The organism is Mycolicibacterium baixiangningiae (assembly GCF_016313185.1).
Taxonomy (GTDB): domain Bacteria; phylum Actinomycetota; class Actinomycetes; order Mycobacteriales; family Mycobacteriaceae; genus Mycobacterium; species Mycobacterium baixiangningiae.
This window is the reverse complement of the sequence record NZ_CP066218.1, coordinates 4,733,039-4,751,107: the sequence shown is the minus strand read 5'-3', so window position 1 is coordinate 4,751,107 and position 18,069 is coordinate 4,733,039. Positions and strand designations below refer to the sequence as shown.

General features: G+C 68.7%; 19 protein-coding genes. 12 read left to right on the top strand and 7 right to left on the bottom strand.

All coding sequences use genetic code 11. The features are described from left to right. Nucleotide 1 precedes the first annotated feature (1 nt). The 4 genes from rplO to I7X18_RS22445 all read left to right on the top strand — a co-directional run bounded on the left by rplO (nt 2) and on the right by I7X18_RS22445 (nt 4,035). A complete protein-coding gene (rplO, locus tag I7X18_RS22460) occupies nt 2-451 on the top strand; it encodes a 50S ribosomal protein L15 (RefSeq protein ID WP_193046188.1) in 450 nt (149 codons plus the stop codon). Nucleotides 452-595: 144 nt separating this feature from the next. Continuing rightward, a complete protein-coding gene (locus tag I7X18_RS22455) occupies nt 596-1,339 on the top strand; it encodes an SDR family oxidoreductase (RefSeq protein ID WP_193046187.1) in 744 nt (247 codons plus the stop codon). Continuing rightward, nucleotides 1,311-2,273 carry a helix-turn-helix transcriptional regulator gene (locus I7X18_RS22450; protein ID WP_193046186.1) on the top strand — a complete coding sequence of 321 codons (963 nt, stop codon included), beginning with the start codon at nt 1,311-1,313 and terminating at the stop codon, nt 2,271-2,273. Before I7X18_RS22455 ends, I7X18_RS22450 begins: the two co-directional genes overlap by 29 nt. Before the next feature lie 94 nt (nt 2,274-2,367). Further along, the gene (locus I7X18_RS22445) at nt 2,368-4,035 is read left to right on the top strand and encodes an HNH endonuclease signature motif containing protein (RefSeq protein ID WP_193046185.1); all 1,668 of its coding nucleotides are present in this window, start codon (nt 2,368-2,370) and stop codon (nt 4,033-4,035) included. An 11-nt stretch (nt 4,036-4,046) separates the two neighbouring features. On the opposite strand, the gene I7X18_RS22440 is transcribed toward I7X18_RS22445, so the two are convergent. Continuing rightward, complete coding sequence (locus I7X18_RS22440) at nt 4,047-4,973, bottom strand: LLM class flavin-dependent oxidoreductase (RefSeq protein WP_193046184.1); 927 nt, start codon at nt 4,971-4,973, stop codon at nt 4,047-4,049. Between the two features lie 59 nt (nt 4,974-5,032). Between I7X18_RS22440 and sppA the strand changes: the two genes are divergently transcribed. Continuing rightward, nucleotides 5,033-6,820 (top strand): signal peptide peptidase SppA, encoded by a 1,788-nt coding sequence (gene sppA, locus I7X18_RS22435; protein WP_193046183.1) that lies wholly within the window; start codon nt 5,033-5,035, stop codon nt 6,818-6,820. On the opposite strand, the gene I7X18_RS22430 is transcribed toward sppA, so the two are convergent. Genes I7X18_RS22430 through I7X18_RS22415 form a run of 4 tightly spaced genes read right to left on the bottom strand, consistent with a single transcriptional unit; the run spans nt 6,808 to nt 10,466 of the window. Further along, entirely contained in the window at nt 6,808-7,722 is a 915-nt protein-coding gene (locus I7X18_RS22430; RefSeq protein WP_193046182.1) for a class I SAM-dependent methyltransferase, read from the bottom strand. The two genes, sppA and I7X18_RS22430, sit on opposite strands and share 13 nt — an antisense overlap. Before the next feature lie 8 nt (nt 7,723-7,730). Continuing rightward, a complete protein-coding gene (locus I7X18_RS22425) occupies nt 7,731-8,627 on the bottom strand; it encodes a class I SAM-dependent methyltransferase (protein ID WP_193046181.1) in 897 nt (298 codons plus the stop codon). Between the two features lie 9 nt (nt 8,628-8,636). Then, the gene (locus I7X18_RS22420; RefSeq protein ID WP_193046180.1) at nt 8,637-9,530 is read right to left on the bottom strand and encodes a class I SAM-dependent methyltransferase; all 894 of its coding nucleotides are present in this window, start codon (nt 9,528-9,530) and stop codon (nt 8,637-8,639) included. A gap of 9 nt (nt 9,531-9,539) precedes the next feature. Beyond that, complete coding sequence (locus I7X18_RS22415; RefSeq protein ID WP_193046179.1) at nt 9,540-10,466, bottom strand: SAM-dependent methyltransferase; 927 nt, start codon at nt 10,464-10,466, stop codon at nt 9,540-9,542. A 274-nt stretch (nt 10,467-10,740) separates the two neighbouring features. Here I7X18_RS22415 and secY point away from each other — a divergent pair, with 274 nt between their 5' ends. Genes secY through I7X18_RS22385 form a run of 6 tightly spaced genes read left to right on the top strand, consistent with a single transcriptional unit; the run spans nt 10,741 to nt 15,270 of the window. After that, nucleotides 10,741-12,066, top strand: coding sequence for a preprotein translocase subunit SecY (gene secY / locus I7X18_RS22410; protein ID WP_193046178.1), 1,326 nt, complete (start codon nt 10,741-10,743; stop codon nt 12,064-12,066). Between the two features lie 14 nt (nt 12,067-12,080). Next, a complete protein-coding gene (locus I7X18_RS22405) occupies nt 12,081-12,626 on the top strand; it encodes an adenylate kinase (RefSeq protein ID WP_193046177.1) in 546 nt (181 codons plus the stop codon). A 1-nt stretch (nt 12,627) separates the two neighbouring features. Beyond that, entirely contained in the window at nt 12,628-13,431 is an 804-nt protein-coding gene (gene map / locus I7X18_RS22400) for a type I methionyl aminopeptidase (protein WP_193046176.1), read from the top strand. Nucleotides 13,432-13,473: 42 nt separating this feature from the next. After that, entirely contained in the window at nt 13,474-13,974 is a 501-nt protein-coding gene (locus tag I7X18_RS22395; RefSeq protein ID WP_193046175.1) for a sigma-70 family RNA polymerase sigma factor, read from the top strand. Further along, nucleotides 13,971-14,741: a zf-HC2 domain-containing protein gene (locus I7X18_RS22390; RefSeq protein WP_193046174.1), complete on the top strand. Its 771-nt coding sequence runs from the start codon at nt 13,971-13,973 to the stop codon at nt 14,739-14,741. Before I7X18_RS22395 ends, I7X18_RS22390 begins: the two co-directional genes overlap by 4 nt. A 25-nt stretch (nt 14,742-14,766) precedes the next feature. Beyond that, a complete protein-coding gene (locus I7X18_RS22385) occupies nt 14,767-15,270 on the top strand; it encodes a MarR family transcriptional regulator (protein ID WP_193046173.1) in 504 nt (167 codons plus the stop codon). Here the strand turns inward: I7X18_RS22385 and I7X18_RS22380 are convergent. Next, a complete protein-coding gene (locus I7X18_RS22380) occupies nt 15,220-16,470 on the bottom strand; it encodes a GAF domain-containing sensor histidine kinase (RefSeq protein WP_193046172.1) in 1,251 nt (416 codons plus the stop codon). The genes I7X18_RS22385 and I7X18_RS22380 overlap by 51 nt on opposite strands. Further along, nucleotides 16,467-17,123, bottom strand: a complete 657-nt coding sequence (locus I7X18_RS22375; protein ID WP_193046171.1) for a response regulator — start codon at nt 17,121-17,123, stop codon at nt 16,467-16,469. The genes I7X18_RS22380 and I7X18_RS22375 overlap by 4 nt, the downstream gene beginning before the upstream one ends. A 141-nt stretch (nt 17,124-17,264) precedes the next feature. Between I7X18_RS22375 and I7X18_RS22370 the strand changes: the two genes are divergently transcribed. Continuing rightward, on the top strand, nt 17,265-18,068 hold the full coding sequence (locus tag I7X18_RS22370; RefSeq protein WP_193046170.1) for an HAD family hydrolase: 804 nt from the start codon (nt 17,265-17,267) through the stop codon (nt 18,066-18,068). Nucleotide 18,069: the final 1 nt, after the last annotated feature.

Here is an 18,069-nt window from a genome sequence, read left to right as displayed (position 1 = left end):
GATGACACAACCGATCAAACTCCACGACCTGCGCCCCGCGCCAGGGTCCAAGACCGCGAAGACGCGTCTCGGCCGCGGTGAGGGCTCGAAGGGTAAGACCTCGGGCCGTGGCACCAAGGGCACCGGGGCCCGCAAGAACGTCCCCGCGGGCTTCGAGGGCGGCCAGATGCCGATCCACATGCGGCTTCCGAAGCTCAAGGGCTTCCGTAACCGCTTCCGCACCGAGTACGCCGTCATCAACGTCGGCGACCTCGGCCGGCTGTTCCCGAACGGTGGTGACATCGGGCTCGACGAGCTGGTGGCATCGGGTGCCGTTCGCAAGAACACGCTGGTGAAGGTGCTCGGCGACGGCAAGCTGACCTCCGCGGTCAACGTCTCCGCGCACAAGTTCAGCGGTAGCGCCCGCGAAAAGATCACGGCGGCAGGCGGTTCGGCCACCGAGCTGTCCTGACACGTCCGCAGAAGACCCCGCACACTCCGGTGTGTCGGGGTCTTCTCGCATTCTGGGGGCTGCCGTTTGGGCCAGACGAACGGTGAAGAATCCCGGACGCCGCGTTATTTCGCGTCGGCCTGTGCGGCCATAGCGTCTCCGAGTATGAAAACAGTACTCATCACCGGTTGCTCCTCAGGCTACGGACTCGCGACCGCGCAGCGGTTCCACCGCGAGGGCTGGAACGTCATCGCCACCATGCGCACACCTCGCGACGAGGTGTTGGCGCCGGGGGAGCGGCTGACCGTGCTGCCGCTCGACGTGACGGACCCGGCCAGCATCTCCGAGGCGGTGGCGTCGAGCGGACCCATCGATGTGCTCGTCAACAACGCAGGCATCGGGGCCGTCGGCGCATTCGAGGCGATGCCCATGTCCTTGGTGCGGGAGTTGTTCGAAACCAACACCTTCGGGGTGATGGCCATGACCCAGGCCGTCGTACCGCAGATGCGCGAACGGCGATCGGGAGTAGTGGTGAACGTGACGTCCAGCGTGACGCTGGCGGCGATGCCGCTCACGGCCGTCTACACCGCGAGCAAAATGGCCATCGAGGGGTTCACCGCGTCGCTTGCGCTGGAGCTCGACTTCTTCGGCGTGCGAGCGAAACTGGTCGAGCCGGGTTACGGTCCGTCGACGCGGTTCGCGGCCAACGGAAGTCAGCGTATGGACGGCGTGGTCCCCGAGTCCTATGCGGCGTTCGCGGAGCCGGTCTTCGCCGCCTTCAGCTCGCCGGGTGCGGTGACCGAGCCTTCCGATGTCGCGGATGTCGTGTTTCGTGCCGCTGGTGACACGTCGGGGCGCCTGAGGTTTCCGGCCGGGGCGGATGCGGTGGCGTTGGCTGCTTCCGCCTAATAGCTTGTGGGGTGTGAACCCTGACGACGGGTTGGGGCCGGTCGAGACGCTGGTGTCTCTGCTGCGGCCGAAGACGGTCGAGTCGAAGATCATCAGCGGGGCCGGCGAGTGGAGCGTGCGCGAGGCGCGCTACGCCGATCCAGCGTTCTGCGTGATGCTCGAGGGCACCTGCCTGCTGCGGCTCGACGACCACGAACCAATCGAGCTGCACGACGGCGACTTCATGCTCCTGACGGACATGCCTGGGTTCGTGATGTCGAGCGGGCACGGCGCCATCCCCACGGTGCGGGCTGTGCAGCCGGTGAACGGGGAGGCGCGGCACGGTGACCCCAACGGGGCCGCCACCATGCGGATGCTGGGCGGGTACTTCCGGTTCGAGCCGGAGAACGCCGCGCTGCTGGCGCCGCTGCTGCCGGAGATCGTCCTGGTGCGTCGCGACGATCCTCGGGCGTCCCGGTTACGCCGCATCGTCTCGCTCATCGGCGAGGAGACCGAGTCGCTGGCGCCGTGCGATCTCATCCTCGTGCGGCTGGTGGAAGTGCTGCTGGTCGAGGCGATGCGGCTGCGAGCCGCACCGGTGGAGGGTGTGGAGCGTGGGCTGCTCGCGGGGCTGGACGATCCTCTGCTGGCGCCGGCTCTTCGGGCGATGCACGCCGACATCGCTTTCGGGTGGACGGTCGAACGGCTTGCGCGAGCGGCCGGCGTCTCACGGGCGGTGTTCGCCGAAAGGTTCAGCCGCACAATGGGTATGCCGCCCATGCAGTATCTGACCCAGTGGCGGATGGCGTTGGCGAAGGACATGCTTCGCATTGAGGATGTGTCGATGGCCGAGGTGGCGCGCCGGACGGGCTACCTGTCGGCGAGTGCGTTCACCACCGCGTTCACCCGCATGACCGGGTCGTCGCCGAGCGCGTTCGCGCGGGCTTCGGGCTGAGTTCCGGCGCTGATTGTCCACAGCGGCGAATTCGTCCACAGGCTTTGGGTTTTCGCTTCGAGGGGTGTCAGACCCCGTGGCTAGAATCGCCAGTATGTTCGATGGTTCGTTACCCGAGATCGGGGCCTTCTCCGCGTTGAGTGACGCGGAAATCGTCGCCGCCTCCGCCGGGTGGGGACGCGTCGAATCCGCCGCCGCCGCCCGCAAGCTCGCCGCGATGGCCGAAGTGTTCCGCCGCCGCACCGGCATCGACGACGCCGAAGAGCGGGAGAACTGGTTCATCGACCCCGAAACCTCGGTCCTGAGTGAACTGGCCGCCGCCCACCACATCACCGACCGACTCGCCTCAACCCAAACCCAACGCGGAGTCCTGCTCGCCAACCGATTCCCCCACGTCGCCGCACTCTTTGAAGCCGGCCTGATCAGCGACCTGTTGATCCGCGCCATCGTCTACCGCACCTACCTGATCACCGACCCCGACGCCATGGCCGCCGTGGACGCCGCCCTGGCCGAGCAAGTCACCTGCTGGGGACCCAAATCCCAGGCCAAGACCGAAGAAGCCATCGACGCCCTGGTCGAAATCCACGACCCCGCCGCCCTGCGCCGCCGCGAACCCGCCACCCACACCCGCGACCTGCAATTCGGCACCATCACCGATGCCGCCGGGATGATGACCGTCTACGCCCGCATGTACAGCCCCGACGGTGTCGCCCTCGAACAACACGTCGAAGACCTGGCCCGCACCGTATGCCCCGATGACCCCCGCACCCTCAAAGAACGCCGCAACGACGCCTTCGCCGCCCTGTCCACCGGACAGCCGCTGCGCTGCGAATGCGACAACCCCGACTGCCCCGCCACCACCCCCGACCGCCCCGCCCCCACCGTCGTCATCCACCTCATCACCACCGAAGAAGCCCTCGCCGCCGCACAGGCCCGTAGCGCTGAAAAGGACACCGAGGACGATTCCGCGGCCGAAGACCCCGAACCTGCCGAGCCTGTCGATCCTATCGAGCCTGTCGATCCGGATGACGCCGTGTGCGAGGACGAGCCGACCGGCGCGGAGCCCGTTGGCGAGGAGCCCGACGCCGAGCCGCAACAAGGGTTTTCGGCCGAGTGCAAGCCGGCCGACCTCGACCCTGCACCCACGCCACAGCCCTCTCCCACTCCCGCAGCGGCGTTCGTCATCGGTGGCGGGGTGTTGAGCCCGGTGGTGCTGCCCGCCTTCCTCGACCGCGCCAAGCTCCGTCAGCTCCAACACCCCGGCGACGCTCCCCCCGAACCCCGCCACGACCCCTCCACAGCACTCCAGGACTTCGTGCGCTGCCGCGATCTGACCTGCCGCTTCCCCGGCTGCGACAAACCCGCTTACGTGACCGACATCGACCACACCGTGCCCTATCCGGCCGGGCCCACGTGCGCGTCCAATCTCAAATGTTTATGCCGAAAACACCACTTACTCAAGACTTTCTGGACCGGCAAAACCGGCTGGCACGACGAACAACTCCCCGACGGCACCGTCATCTGGACCGCACCCAACGGTCAAACCCACATCACCCAACCCGGCAGCGCACTGCTGTTCCCCACCCTGTGCACCCCCACCGCGCCCATCCCGAAGATCACCAAGGCGCCGACACCCCACAGCGGCGTCAACATGCCCAAACGCCGCCGCAGCCGAGCCAAAGACCGCGCCTACCGCATCGACATCGAACGCCGCCTCAACGACGCCTTCGTCGCCGAACGCACCAAACCCCCACCCTTCTGATGCCGGACGGGTCAGCCGAGCTGCGGAAGCACCTCGGCGGCCAGGCGTTCCATCTGCTCACGGTCCTCGGCGACGGTCGCGCCGACGGGGTTGCACAGCACCATCTGTGCACCGGCGTCGATCACCTCCCGCAATCCCCGGGCCACGTCATCCGGCGTGCCGGCTACCGGGACTTCGTCGATACCAGCCATGTCGCCGTAGATGCGTCGCAGCCCTGCGATCACCCGCTCCCTCGCGCGCGACGCGTCGTCGTCGACCATCAGATACACCCGCTTGCCGATGCTGAATCGTGTTGCATCCCTGCGCTGTTCGTCGATCTCCCGGCGCACGACGCGCACCGCCTCGGCGAAGTTCGCTGTCGTCGACGAGCCGGCGCCCAGGAACGCGTCACCGTGTCGCACCGCACGGGCCAGTGCCGCAGGAGCGTTGGCGCCGAACCAGATCGGCGGATGTGGGCGTTGCACCGGTTTCGGTTGGATCGGCAGATCGGCGACATCGCGGAACCGCCCGTGGAACGTCACCCGCGGGTCATCCGACCACGCCGCCTTCATCAGTTCCAGCCCCTCGGTGAAGTAACCGACGAACGTCTCCGGCGCCACCCCGAACGCCGCGAACTTCCGCCGCCCACCACCCGGCGCCACCCCGACGTCCAGCCGTCCGTGACTGAGCCGGTCGACCGCGGTCACCGACGCCGCCAACTGCAGCGGGTCGTGCAGCGAGGACACCAACACCCCCACGCCGAGCCGCAGACGGGTCGTACACGCCGCCGCGTACGCCAGCATCTCCAGCGGCGCGATCAGCGGTGTCGGCCCGATCGGCTGCTCCAACACCCAGCCGCCTTCGAACCCCAGCTCCTCGGCCCGCGTGAGATAGCTCTTCACGCCGTCAGCGTCGAAGCCGTCGGGATGGCGCTGGGGGATCGAGATCGAGAACCGCACGTCACCACGGTACGACGACTCCCACCGGCACACGGCCACACGCCGGTACCCTCGGTCACATGTTCGCCTTCTTACCCGGCATCCCCGGCGCCGACGATGTGCGTGCCCTGGTCCGGCGGGTCGACACCGCCCGACACAAAGGCATCCCCAACGGCTGCGTGCTCGAACTCGACCTCATGTCGGTTCCGCCGGAGACCAGCGGATTCGACCCCCTGGCGATGATCTCGGCGGGCGGACGCCCCATGGTGCTGCGCCAGGCCGTCGCGGCCATCCAGCGCGCCAGCGAAGACGACCGCGTCGCCGGCTTGATCGCGCGTGTGCAGATTCCCGCGGCACCCGCGGCGCCGGTCCAGGAGCTGCGCGAGGCCATCGCCGCCTTCAGCGCCGTGAAGCCCTCGGTGGCGTGGGCCGAGACCTACCCCGGCACTCTGTCCTACTATCTGGCCTCCGCGTTCCGCGAAGTGTGGATGCAGCCGTCCGGCACCGTCGGCCTCGTCGGCTTCGCCACCAGTGCGCTGTTCCTGCGCGACGCGCTCGACAAGGCCGGCATTCAGGCGCAGTTCACCGCTCGCGGTGAGTACAAATCCGCCGCAAATCTTTTCACCCAGGACCGCTACACCGACCCGCACCGCGAGGCGGACAGCCGACTGATCGAGAGCCTGAACCAGCAGGTGCTGACCGGCGTCGCCGAATCCCGCAACCTGGACCCGGCCGACGTCGACGCGTTGGCCGACAAGGCCCCACTACTCCGCGACGACGCAGTGACCGGCGGCCTGGTCGACCGCATCGGCTTCCGCGACGAGGCGTACGCACGGATCATCGAACTCACCGGCGCCGAAGGCATTTCGCCCGAGACCGGCGACGCTGACGGTCCCGACGCGCCTCCCCGGCTGTTCCTGTCCCGCTACGCACGCGCCACCGCTCCCGGTGCGGGCCCGTCGATCGCCGGCCGGAAAGCGAAACCGACCATCGCGGTGGTCACCCTGCACGGACCGATTGTCAGCGGCCGCGGCGGGCCCGGCCTGTCTCCGCTCGGCAACTCCAGCGCGGGAGGCGACACCATCGCCGCCGCCCTGCGCGAAGCCGCTGCCGACACGGACGTCTCGGCGATCGTGCTGCGGGTCGAGAGCCCCGGCGGCTCGGTCACCGGTTCGGAGACGATCTGGCGCGAGGTGTTGCGGGCCCGCAAGGGCGGCACACCGGTGGTCGCATCGATGGGTGCGGTCGCCGCTTCGGGCGGTTACTACGTCTCGATGGGTGCCGATGCGATCGTCGCCAACCCGGGCACCATCACCGGATCGATCGGCGTGGTGACCGGCAAGCTGGTCGCCCGCGAACTCAAGGACCGTCTTGGTGTGGGTTCGGATTCGGTGCGCACTAACGCCAATGCCGATGCGTGGTCGCCCAATTCGCCGTTCACCGACGAACAGCAGGCCCACGTCGAAGCCGAGGCCGATCTGTTCTACACCGATTTCGTGGAGCGGGTCGCCGCGGGGCGTGGTCTGTCCGTGGATGACGTCGCCGAGGTGGCGCGGGGCCGGGTCTGGACGGGCGCCGACGCCAAGGAGCGGGGTCTGGTCGACGAACTCGGCGGGTTGCGCACCGCCGTCGACCGCGCCAAGGTGCTGGCCGGCCTCGAACCGGACGCGGACGTTCGCATCGTCGGATACCCTGGCTCGTCGCTGCTGGACATGCTGCGCCCGAAGCAGTCCTCGCAGCCTGCGGTGGCGTCCCTGCCGGATGCGCTCGGCGTGCTGGTCGGCCGGTCCGTGGTGAACCTCATCGACCACGCCGAACGGTCGGTGAGCGGCGTCAGCGCAATGTGGTTCGGGGACTACCGGTTCTGAAACTCGCCGCTGACGTACACGATCTCGCCGAGCGGATCGTTGTCGTGCTCCACCATCGGCACTCCGTGCTTGGCGAACAGGTCGGCACGCGGTAATCCGGTCATCTCCCAGCCGAGTGACGTCAGGTATTCCATGACGTGCGCGCGCTCACCGTGGTAGATCAGCGACGGCATATCGAGATCCAGCCCGAACTCGCGCATCTGCGCCGTCGCCGCTCTGGCCTTCTCGGCGTCGAATTCCCTGATGCCCGGCACGTATTCGGTGGCCACGGTGCTGCCCGCCGCGCTCAGTGCGGTGATGTTGTCGAACAACAGATCCTGCGCCTCGGGCGGCAGGTAGATGAGCAGCCCTTCGGCGCACCACGCCGTCGGCGCCGAGGTGTCGAAGCCGGCGGCTCGCAGCGCGGCCGGCCAGTCCTCCCGCAGATCCATCGCGACGGTGCGCAACTCGGCCGTCGGCTCCGCGCCGATACCCGCCAGCGTCGTCGTCTTGAACTCGATCACTGCCGGCTGGTCGATCTCGTAGACCACCGTGCCGTCGGGCCACGGCAGCCGGTAGGCACGAGAGTCGAGACCAGACGCCAGGATCACCACCTGACGCACCCCGGCTGCCGTCGACTCGAGGAAGTAGTCGTCGAAAAACCTGGTACGCAAGGCCATCTCGTCGATCCTGGCCTGCATCGAGCCCGCGTTGGACGGATCGAGCGCGGCCATGTCGAAGTCTCCGTCGGCGACCTTGGTGAAGAATTCGATACCGACCGCGCGCACCAGCGGCGCGGCGAAGGGATCGTCGATCAGGCCTCGCGGATCCCGGCTCGCGACCGCCCGGCCCGCCGCCACCATGGTGGCCGTCGCACCGACGCTCGACGCCAGATCCCAGCTGTCGCCTTCGGAGCGGGCCATCGCCTACCTCACTTCAGTGTCGCGGTCAGATACCCCGAGTCGGCGGCCAGGGTGGCGAGCTCCTCGGGATACTCGAATCCGTTGGCAGCGTACGCCTGCGCCGTGGTCCGCACGGCGATGTCCCAGCCGCGTTCGGCCAGGTAGGTGCCTGCTGGTGTGCGTTCGCCGGTGTAGAACAGGTCCCGCAGGTCCACATCGGAGCCGGAACTCTTGGACCACTCGCTGACCCGGTCCAGCCAGGCGTTGGCCGAATCTCCGAAATCCATGTGCTCGGTGGCGATCCTGCTGCCAGGAGCGGACAGCGCGATGATGTTGTCGAACAGCCGGTCCTGCGCCTCGGGCGGAAGGTAGATCAACAACCCCTCCGCAATCCACGCCGTGGGGGCACTCGGATCGAATCCCGCGGCCCGCAGCGCCGTCGGCCAGTCGTCGCGCAGGTCGATCCCCACGGTGCGGAGGTCGGCGGCGGGGGAGGCCCCCAGGCCGGCCAGCGTGCGGGTCTTGAACTCGATGACCCGAGGCTGATCCACCTCGAACACGACGGTGCCCGCCGGCCACTCCAGCCGGTAGGCGCGGGTGTCGAGCCCGGATGCCAGGATCACCGCCTGGCGGATGCCCGCCGCGCCTGCCTCGGTGAAGAAGTCGTCGAAGAAGCGCGTCCGGACCGCGATCTGTTCGCAGGCGCGCTGGTTGTCCAGCATCGGGTGACCCTCGACGTGGCGTTCGCCGTCGGCCAGCCGATTGCAGTGCTCCAGGCCGACGGCTTTCACCAGCGGATCGGCGAACGGGTCGTTGATCAGCGGATCGGGCTGCTTGGTCGCCAGTGCGCGCGACGCGGCGACGCCGGTCGCCGTCGAGCCGACGCTGGACGCCAGATCCCAGGTGTCGCCTTCGGTGCGTGGCACGTGCGGCTCCTAACTCTTGGTCGCGGTCACGGCGAGCGACTGGCGTAACGCCTCGACCTGCTCGCCGGTGGGGAAGGGACGCCCGTAATGGGCGAACATGTCCGGCCTGCTGCGGGCGCTCACGTCCCAGCCGCGGGCCTGCAGGTAGTCGACGACCGGGTTGCGCTCACCGTCGTAGAACAGGTCGGCCATGTCGAGGTCGAGGCCGTGGCGCCGCCACTCCTCGCTCATGCGCGCGGAAGCCGCGCCGATCCGCGCGCCCGCATCCGGGTGGTACTCGGTGGCCAGCCGGCTGCCGGGCGCCGACAGTGCGGTGATGTTGTCGAACAACCGGTCCTGCGCCTCGGGCGGCAGATAGATCAACAGCCCCTCGGCGATCCACGCGGTCGGGGTCGTGTCGTCGAAACCGTGGGCGCGCAGCGCAGCGGGCCAGTCGTCGCGAAGGTCCACGGCCACGGTGCGGAGTTCGGTGGCGGGGGAGGCTCCGATGCCGGCTAGTGTGCGGGTCTTGAACTCGATGACCTCGGGCTGGTCGATTTCGTAAACGACCGTGCCTGCAGGCCACGACAACCGATAGGCGCGGGCGTCCAGGCCGGATGCCAGGATGACCGCCTGCTGCACACCCGACTCGAGGAAGAAGTCGTCGAAGAACCGGGTGCGCACCGCCATGACGTCGGTCATCACCGCCAGCATCGCGCTGTTGTCCGCCTCGAGGGTGATCTCACCGTCGAGCAGCTTGACGAAGTAGTCCACGCCCACCGCGCGGACGAGAGGTTCGGCGTACGGGTCGTCGATCAGCGCGTCGGGTCCGCGGCTCGCCACGGCGCGGGCCGCGGCGACCATGGTCGCGGTCGCCCCCACGCTGGACGCCAGATCCCAGCTGTCGGCATCGCTGCGTGCCATCGTGCGCTCCTACCTGATCGCGGTGACGTAGCGGACGTCGGCGAAGTTGGCGCTGCCGTGCTCGGCCGACTGCAGTCCGCATTTCACCAACAGGTCGGTGGCGGTGATGCTGTCGGTCTGCCAGCCCCTGGCGCTCAGGTACTCGGCCACCTCGGCGCGCTCACCGGTATAGACCAGCTCCGAGAAGTCGAGATCGAATCCGAACTGGCGCCACTGGTCGCTGGCGGCTCGCATGCGTTCACGCAACACGTCCTCGTCGATGTCGACGGGGGTGACCACACCCTCGGCGGCGACGCGGCTCCCGGCCGGGCTGATCTCGGTGATCTGGTCGAGCAGACGGTCCTGCGCCTCGGGCGGCAGGTATCCGAACAGACCCTCGGCGATCCAGGCGGCCGGTTTGGTGCGGTCGAACCCGGCGGCGTCCAGCGCGCCGATCCAGTCGTCGCGCAGATCCACCGGAACCGTCCGGCGGTCCGCGGTCGGAAGTGCGCCGAGGCGGGCGAGGGTGTCGGTCTTGAAGGTGATGACGTCGGGCTGGTCGATCTCGAACACCACGGTGCCCGCCGGCCAGGACAACCGGTAGGCGCGGGAATCCAGTCCGGAGGCCAGGATGACCGCCTGCCGGACTCCGGCGTCGGCGGCGTCGGAGAAGAAGTCGTCGAAGAACCGGGTGCGCGCAGCCATCCCGTCGGCGAAGCGGTCCATGTTGCCTGCGCCGCCGGTGGCGTCCGGGTCGAGGTCGGCGGCCTTGATGTCGCCGGTGGCGAGACGCGTGAAGAAGTCCACGCCCACCGCGCGCACCAGTGGTTCGGCGAACGGATCGTCGATCACCGCGCCCGGCGCCCTGCTGGCCACCGCCCGCGCCGCGGCCACCATCGTGGCGGTCGCTCCGACGCTGGAGGCCAGATCCCACGTGTCGTTTTCGGTGCGTGCCATCGATTGACCCCTTAACCCCAGACAACGAGTCGAATTAATTAGCTGAGGTAATCAGCTTTCGCCGACTGTACGCTTCGGGTCTGAAGGCAATCTGCGAGCGCGCAGCGATGCGGGCATGCCCGGTGGCAACTGTTACTCTCGTAGACTGTTTGACGCGTGCCGCTAGCAGGCGAGATGTCTGCTCGAGACGGTGCGTTTGACTTGACCATGACGCTGGTTTGTCCAGCCCCATTGGCACGCCGCGCTCAAGAGGTCGGCTGCGCAGGAGGAAAGAGTGCTTTCGGCTTTCATCTCGTCGCTGCGGACGGCCGACCTGAGGCGCAAGATCCTCTTCACGCTGGGTGTCGTCCTGCTCTACCGGGCCGGCGCCTCACTGCCGTCCCCCGGTGTGAACTACCCCAACGTCCAGGAGTGCATCGCGCAGGTCAGCGGTGGCGATTCGGGTCAGATCTATTCGCTGATCAACCTGTTCTCCGGCGGGGCGCTGCTCCAGCTGTCGGTGTTCGCTGTCGGGGTCATGCCCTACATCACCGCCAGCATCATCGTGCAGTTGCTGACCGTGGTGATCCCGCGGTTCGAGCAGCTGCGCAAGGAGGGCCAGTCCGGCCAGGCCAAGATGACGCAGTACACGCGTTACCTGGCGGTCGCGCTGGCCGTGCTGCAGTCGACCAGCATCGTGGCGCTCGCCGCCAACGGCGGGCTGCTGCAGGGCTGCGCCCTCGACATCATCGACGACCAGGCGATCTTCTCGCTCCTCGTCATCGTGCTGGTGATGACCGCAGGCGCCACGCTGGTCATGTGGATGGGTGAGCTGGTCACCGAGCGCGGTATCGGCAACGGTATGTCGCTGCTGATCTTCGCGAGCATCGCCGCGGCCATGCCGGGTGAGGGCAAGTCGATCCTGGACAGCCGCGGTGGCATGGTGTTCACGCTGGTCTGCGTCGCCGCCCTGATCATCATCATCGGCGTCGTGTTCGTCGAACAGGGGCAGCGCCGCATCCCGGTGCAGTACGCCAAGCGCATGGTCGGCCGGCGGATGTACGGCGGCACCTCGACCTACCTGCCGCTGAAGGTCAACCAGGCCGGCGTCATCCCGGTCATTTTCGCCTCGTCGCTGATCTACATCCCGCACCTGATCACGCAGTTGATCCAGAGCGGCAGCTCCAATCCGGGCACCGGCTGGTGGGAACGCATCGTCGCGGAGTACCTGACCGACCCGAGCAGCCCCTGGTACATCTCGCTCTACTTCGCGCTGATCATCTTCTTCACGTACTTCTACGTGTCCATCACGTTCAACCCGGACGAGCGGGCGGACGAGATGAAGAAGTTCGGTGGCTTCATCCCCGGAATCAGGCCGGGTAAGCCGACCGCCGACTACCTCCGCTACGTGCTGAGCCGGATCACCCTGCCGGGCTCGATCTACCTCGGTGTGATCGCCGTGCTGCCCAACCTGTTCCTCCAGATCGGGAACACCGGCGCCGTCCAGAACCTGCCGTTCGGCGGCACCGCGGTGCTGATCATGATCGGCGTGGGTCTGGACACCGTGAAGCAGATCGAGAGCCAGCTGATGCAGCGCAACTACGAAGGCTTCCTGAAGTGAGAGAGGGTTTCTAAGTGAGAATCGTTTTGCTCGGCCCTCCGGGCGCGGGGAAAGGCACGCAGGCTGCGAAGCTGGCCGAGAAGCTGGGGATCCCGCACATCTCGACAGGCGACCTCTTCCGCGACAACATCGCAGGCGAGACCGAACTCGGAGTCGAGGCCAAGCGGTATCTCGACGCCGGTGACCTCGTCCCGAGCAGCCTCACGAACGCGCTGGTCGAGGATCGAATCGGCCAGGACGACGCCAAAGACGGTTTCATCCTCGACGGCTACCCCCGCTCGGTCGAACAGGCCGAAGCGCTCAACGACATGCTCGAAGCCCGCAACCTGACCCTCGACGCGGTGCTGGAGTTCCGCGTCTCCGAGGACGAACTGCTGCAGCGGCTCAAGGGCCGTGGCCGCGCCGACGACACCGAACAGATCATCCTCAACAGGATGAAGGTCTACCGCGACGAGACCGCCCCGCTGCTCGATCACTACCGCGACGAGCTCAAGACCGTCGAAGCCGTCGGATCCATGGACGAGGTGTTCGCCCGGGCGTTGCAGGCGCTGGGTCGCTGATGTGGCCGGCCTGAAGCTGCGCAGGACCAAGGTCGTCGACCAGCGCACCCCCGCCGAACTGGACGCGATGGCCGCTGCGGGCGCGCTGGTGGCCGCAGCGCTGAGCGCGGTGCGTGACGCCGCTGCACCGGGCGTGAGCACCAAAGACCTCGACGCAATCGCCGAATCGGTCATCCGCGACGGCGGCGGCACCCCGTCCTTCCTCGGCTACCACGGCTTCCCCGCCAGCATCTGCTCCTCGGTCAACGATCGCGTCGTCCACGGCATCCCGTCGGCCGCAGAGACCCTGGCCGCCGGCGATCTGGTGTCCATCGACTGCGGCGCGATCCTCGACGGCTGGCACGGCGACTCGGCGATCACCTTCGGCGTCGGCGCGCTCATCCCCGTCGACGAAGCCCTGTCCGCGGCCACCCGGGAGTCCATGGAGGCCGGGATCGCCGCGATGGTGCCCGGCAACCGCCTGACCGACGTCTCCCACGCCATCGAGAGGGGCACCCGCGCCGCCGAGGCGCGCTACCAGCGGGCCTTCGGCATCGTCGACGGTTACGGCGGCCACGGCATCGGCAGGCAGATGCACATGGACCCGTTCCTGCCGAACGAAGGCGCCCCCGGCCGCGGCCCACACCTGGCCCCCGGTTCGGTCCTGGCGATCGAGCCGATGCTCACCCTCGGCACGACGAAGACGATCGTGCTCGAGGACGAATGGACAGTCGTCACCGCGGACGGTTCGCGCGCGGCGCACTGGGAGCACACTGTGGCGGTCACCGACGACGGGCCGCGCATCCTCACCCTCCCCGGGGTCTGAACCAATTCACCGCCGGCGTCGTGTATCTGACGGAGGTTCGCGATGGACGACCCGGAGGCCGCGATGCTTCGCGTGCTCTACGACGAGCACGCCGTCGCGCTGTGGCGCTATGCCCTCAAGCTGACCGGTGACGCCGCCAGCGCCGAGGACGTCGTGCAGGAGACGCTGCTGCGCGCGTGGCGCCACCGGCCGGACGGGTCGCCGCGGGCGTGGCTGTTCACCGTCGCCCGCAACCTGGTGATCGACGAGCGGCGCAGCGCGCGCTACCGCAGGGAAGCCGGCACCCCGGACGTGGAGTCGGTGGCACAGCCCACCGAACCCGACAAGGTGGACTCCGCGCTGGACCGCATGCTGGTCGGCGAGGCGCTGGCGCAGCTGTCCGAAGATCACCGGGCGGTCGTCGGGCGCGCGTACTACCAGGGGTGGACGACGGGGCAGATCGCGGCCGAACTCCAGATACCGGAGGGCACCGTGAAGTCGCGGCTGCACTACGCAGTGCGGGCGCTGCGACTCAACCTGCAGGAGATGGGGGTGACGCGATGACGATGTCCGGTATGGCCGGCGGCGCCGGCATCGAGGGCGGTGACGCCTACCTGCAATGGGACGCCGCCTACGTGCTGGGCTCCCTGTCCACCGCTGACCGGCGCGAGTACGAGCTGCACCTCCAGACCTGTGCCCGCTGCCGGGCGGCGGTCGCCGAGCTCAGCGGGGTCCCGGCCCTGCTGGCGATGGTCGACGCCGACGAGGTGGCGGCACTCGACGTCGGCGAATCCGGCTCCGGCGAGTTCGGCGGCGAGCAGCCCGAACCGCCGCCGCTGCGGCCCGAGGTCTTGCAGGCGGTACTCGACAAGGCCAAGTGGCGCCGACGCCGGTCACGGTGGCTGACCTCGGCGGGCGTGGGGCTCGCCGCTGCCGTGCTCGCCGTCGGGCTGGTCATCGCGATCCGGCCGGGGATCGTCGGCCCACAGACCGGCGCGCCGCAGGCCGTCGCACTCGAGATGACCAAAGTCGAGCCGACACCGTTCAGCGCCACGGTCAGCCTGTCGGAATTCGCCTGGGGCACCCGCATCGACATGGCCTGCTCGTACGGCGAATGGTCCGGCGGCGGCGGGGCGGGGACGCCGCCGAGCCGGCTCGGCATGGTGGTGGTCGGCCGCGACGGCAGCCAGTCGGAGATCGCGACCTGGCTCGGCCTGGCCGGTGCGACCGCGCTGCCGAGCGGCAACACCGCGCTGCGGCGCGACGACATCGCTGCGGTGCAACTGGTCTCGGCGGACACCCGCCAGGTACTGCTCGAGAAGACGTTGTGAACCCGGGCAATGGTATGAAAGGTCGGTGAGCGAAGGGCGCGATGCGCATGATCCGATCGCGCTGGCCCGGGCGAACTGGGAGGCGGCCGGCTGGGGTGAGGTGGCCGACGGGATGGTCGCTGTCACCTCGGTCATGCGGGCCCATCAGATCCTGCTCGCGCGCGTCGAGAACGCGCTACGCCCTTACGATCTGAGCTTCTCCCGGTTCGAGCTGCTGCGCCTGCTGGCGTTCAGCCGCTCGGGTGCGTTGCCGATCACGAAGGCCTCCGACCGGCTGCAGGTGCACGTCACCAGCGTCACGCACGCGATCCGGCGGCTGGAGGCCGGCGGCCTGGTGGAGCGGATCCCGCACCCCACCGACGGCCGCACCACGCTGGTGCGCCTCACCGAACTGGGCCGCTCGACCGTCGAGGACGCCACCGTCACGCTCAACAACGAGGTGTTCGCCGACATCGGGATGTCCGCCGACGAATCGCGGTCACTGGCCACCTCGATCGAGACGCTGCGCCGTCACGCCGGGGATTTCTGACGCCGGTGCCGGCAGTGGAATCGTGGCGGTGACCGCGGTCCCGGCGCCCGGGCGGGACCGGATGTTGAGCCGGCCGCCGACGATCTCAGCGCGTTCGGCCATCGACAACAGGCCGTAGCCACCCATTTCGTCCGCGCCGAGCGGATGTTCGAAGGTGTCGAAACCGACGCCGTCGTCGATGATCTCGAGCCGCGCCACGTCGTCGGACACGCTGAACGTCAGCCGGGCGGTGGCGGCGTCGGCGTGTTTGACCACGTTCTGCAGACACTCCTGCGCGATGCGGTAGAGCGCCAACTCGATGTGGTCGGGGAGCCGGCGTTCGGCGAGGTCGGTGTCGATGTGCAGGCCGATGTGCACCTGCGGGACGGACCGGGCCAGGCTGGCCAGACCGCCCGCGAGGCCGAGATCGTCGAGCACCGGCGGACGCAGCCCGCTGATCGCGGCGCGCGCCTCACCCAGTGTGAGTGCCACCAACTCGCGGGCCTCGGCGAGCTGTTCGGCGACCGCCTGCGGATCGTCGATGGTGCGGACCGCGGCGTCGAGCCGGTAGGACAGCGTCACCAGGCGCTGCGAGATCCCGTCGTGGATATCGCCGGCCAGCCGCCTGCGTTCGATCTCCTGCGCCTCGATCACCTGCTCGACGAAGTTCTCGTGCGCCCGTTCGCGGGCGACCAGTTGACGGTGCAGACGCGCCTGGTGCAGTGCGCCCGCGATCAGCCGGCCGATCACCAGCAGCAGTTCGACGTCGCGGGAAGTGAACTCGCGGCGTTCGACGGTGTGAACGTTGAGCACCCCGACCAGACCCCCCGGATCGGTCTGCATCGGGACCGACACCATCGAGGTGAAGTCTCTGCCGCGCAGCGACTCGAACGGCAGGTAGCGGGGATCGGACTCCTTGTCGTGGCCGATCACCACCGGTTCGCGGTGGCTGGCCACCCAGCCGGAGATGCCCTGACCCAGCGGCAGCCGGATCTTGCCGATCTGGCTGTCGAACGGCGGGGTGGCGCCGGCCAGGGTGAGTGACCGGTCGGAATCGTCGAGGACGTGCACGAAGCAGACGTCGGTGCCGGTGGCCGCGGTGATCATGCGCGCGGCCGCGGCGGCCAGTGGTTCCACCCCCGGGCCGCTCGACGCAGCCTGGATGAGCTCGCGTAGCAGCGCCAGTTCGCGGTCGGCGGTCAGCAGCGAACGCGCACTCATTGGTAGATGCCCTCGCGCAGCGCCGTCGCGACCGCACCCGCGCGGTCGCTCACGCCGAGTTTGCGGTAGATCGACCTCAGGTGGGTCTTCACGGTCTCCTCGCCGATGACCAGCTTGTTGGCGATGCCGCGGTTGGACAGGCCGGCGACGACGAACGACAGGATCTCGCTCTCCCGCTGGGTGAGGCCCTGGCGGGCCCCCGGCCAGAACTCGTCGCGCTGCAGGCGCGCGGCGGTGTCGACGGCCCTGGCCGCCATCCCCGGATCGATGGCGGTCTGCCCGCGGTGGGCCAGTTCCAGCTGGCGGACCAACTCGTCGCTGCTGATGCTCTTGAGCAGGTATCCGGCCGCGCCCACCCGCAGCGCCTGGAACAGGTACTGCTCGTCGTCGTAGACCGACAGCATCACCACCTTCTGCGCCGGATCCCGCTCGCGCAGTGCCAGGCACAGGTCCAGCCCGCTGGAACCCTGCATGCGGACGTCGCACAACACGATGTCCGGTCGGACTTCGGCGATGACCCCGACGGCGCGTTCGGCGCCCACGGCCTGGCCCACCACGGTGACCCGGTCGGCGAAGGTCGTCAGCATGGCCTTGAGTCCTTCGATGACCATCTCGTGGTCGTCGACCAGGACGATCCGCACTGGCCCGGTCATGCGCGATGCCGCTTCGCTTCTAGCTGGGCGGTCATGCGCATCACCTTAGAACCGCGACGGGCAGCGGCTGGGCAACTTCGCCACGTCGAATCCCCCGTTGGGGGGAGGACGGGCACATGTGACGTAAGCCACTGTGATCATGTGCAGACGACGCGTGAGAGAACATGGTGTGCGGGCCGGTTCTGGTGGGACGGGGCCCGCCCGGTCGACTCGGACATCACCCCACTGCGGGCGCTGATCTTCGACCTCGAGGCGTTGACCGATCTCGATTACGACGTGCACCGGGTGGTGTTCAACGCCGCCTTCGCCGCGCACGGAGTGCCCATCGCATGGTCGGCGGCCCGGTACCGGCGCCTGATGGTCCTGCGCGACGAACGCCAGCGGGTGCTCGCCGACCTGCGCAACCACTGCGTCGGGCCGGAGTGCGACGTGCTCACCGAACTGCTCGCCGATGAGGTCTGCTCCACCAAGGCGATGATGTTCGACGAGATGGTGCTCGACGCCGGGGTGACCCCGCGTCCGGGCCTCGACGACCTCGTCGGCGACGCACGCGCCGCAGGCGTCCCGGTCGCGGTGGTGACCGCGGGCCGGCGCGCGTGGGCGGAGCCACTGGTCCGGCAACTGGTCGGGGAGGGTCAGGTGGAGACCATCGTCACCCGCGACGACGTGTCGGCGCCCGGTGCCGAGGCGTTCCGCCTGGCGCTGCGGGAGATCGGCGTCAGTACCGACCATGTCGTCGCGCTGAGCGGTTCGACGGCCGGGTTGCGCACGGCAACGGCCGCCGGGCTGGCGACCATCCTGGTCGGCGCGGAGTGCGCGCCGCGCGATGCAGGGGCGGCGCTGGCGGTGCGTGCTGACTACGGCGGCGCGGACCCCCTGCGGCTCGCCACGTGTGCCCGCCTGTACGCGCGCTCGTCGTCCCGCAGGACCGTGCCCGCGGCGTAGC

Excerpts from the sequence above, each read along its gene's own strand:
- I7X18_RS22390 (WP_193046174.1), top strand. The coding sequence starts at position 13,971 with ATGACGATGTCCGGTATGGCCGGCGGCGCCGGCATCGAGGGCGGTGAC.
- I7X18_RS22395 (WP_193046175.1), top strand. The coding sequence starts at position 13,474 with ATGGACGACCCGGAGGCCGCGATGCTTCGCGTGCTCTACGACGAGCAC.
- I7X18_RS22415 (WP_193046179.1), bottom strand. The coding sequence starts at position 10,466 with ATGGCACGCACCGAAAACGACACGTGGGATCTGGCCTCCAGCGTCGGA.
- I7X18_RS22430 (WP_193046182.1), bottom strand. The coding sequence starts at position 7,722 with ATGGCCCGCTCCGAAGGCGACAGCTGGGATCTGGCGTCGAGCGTCGGT.
- I7X18_RS22445 (WP_193046185.1), top strand. The coding sequence starts at position 2,368 with ATGTTCGATGGTTCGTTACCCGAGATCGGGGCCTTCTCCGCGTTGAGT.
- rplO (WP_193046188.1), top strand. The coding sequence starts at position 2 with ATGACACAACCGATCAAACTCCACGACCTGCGCCCCGCGCCAGGGTCC.
- I7X18_RS22420 (WP_193046180.1), bottom strand. The coding sequence starts at position 9,530 with ATGGCACGCAGCGATGCCGACAGCTGGGATCTGGCGTCCAGCGTGGGG.
- sppA (WP_193046183.1), top strand. The coding sequence starts at position 5,033 with ATGTTCGCCTTCTTACCCGGCATCCCCGGCGCCGACGATGTGCGTGCC.
- I7X18_RS22380 (WP_193046172.1), bottom strand. The coding sequence starts at position 16,470 with ATGAGTGCGCGTTCGCTGCTGACCGCCGACCGCGAACTGGCGCTGCTA.
- I7X18_RS22450 (WP_193046186.1), top strand. The coding sequence starts at position 1,311 with ATGCGGTGGCGTTGGCTGCTTCCGCCTAATAGCTTGTGGGGTGTGAAC.
- I7X18_RS22375 (WP_193046171.1), bottom strand. The coding sequence starts at position 17,123 with ATGACCGGGCCAGTGCGGATCGTCCTGGTCGACGACCACGAGATGGTC.
- I7X18_RS22455 (WP_193046187.1), top strand. The coding sequence starts at position 596 with ATGAAAACAGTACTCATCACCGGTTGCTCCTCAGGCTACGGACTCGCG.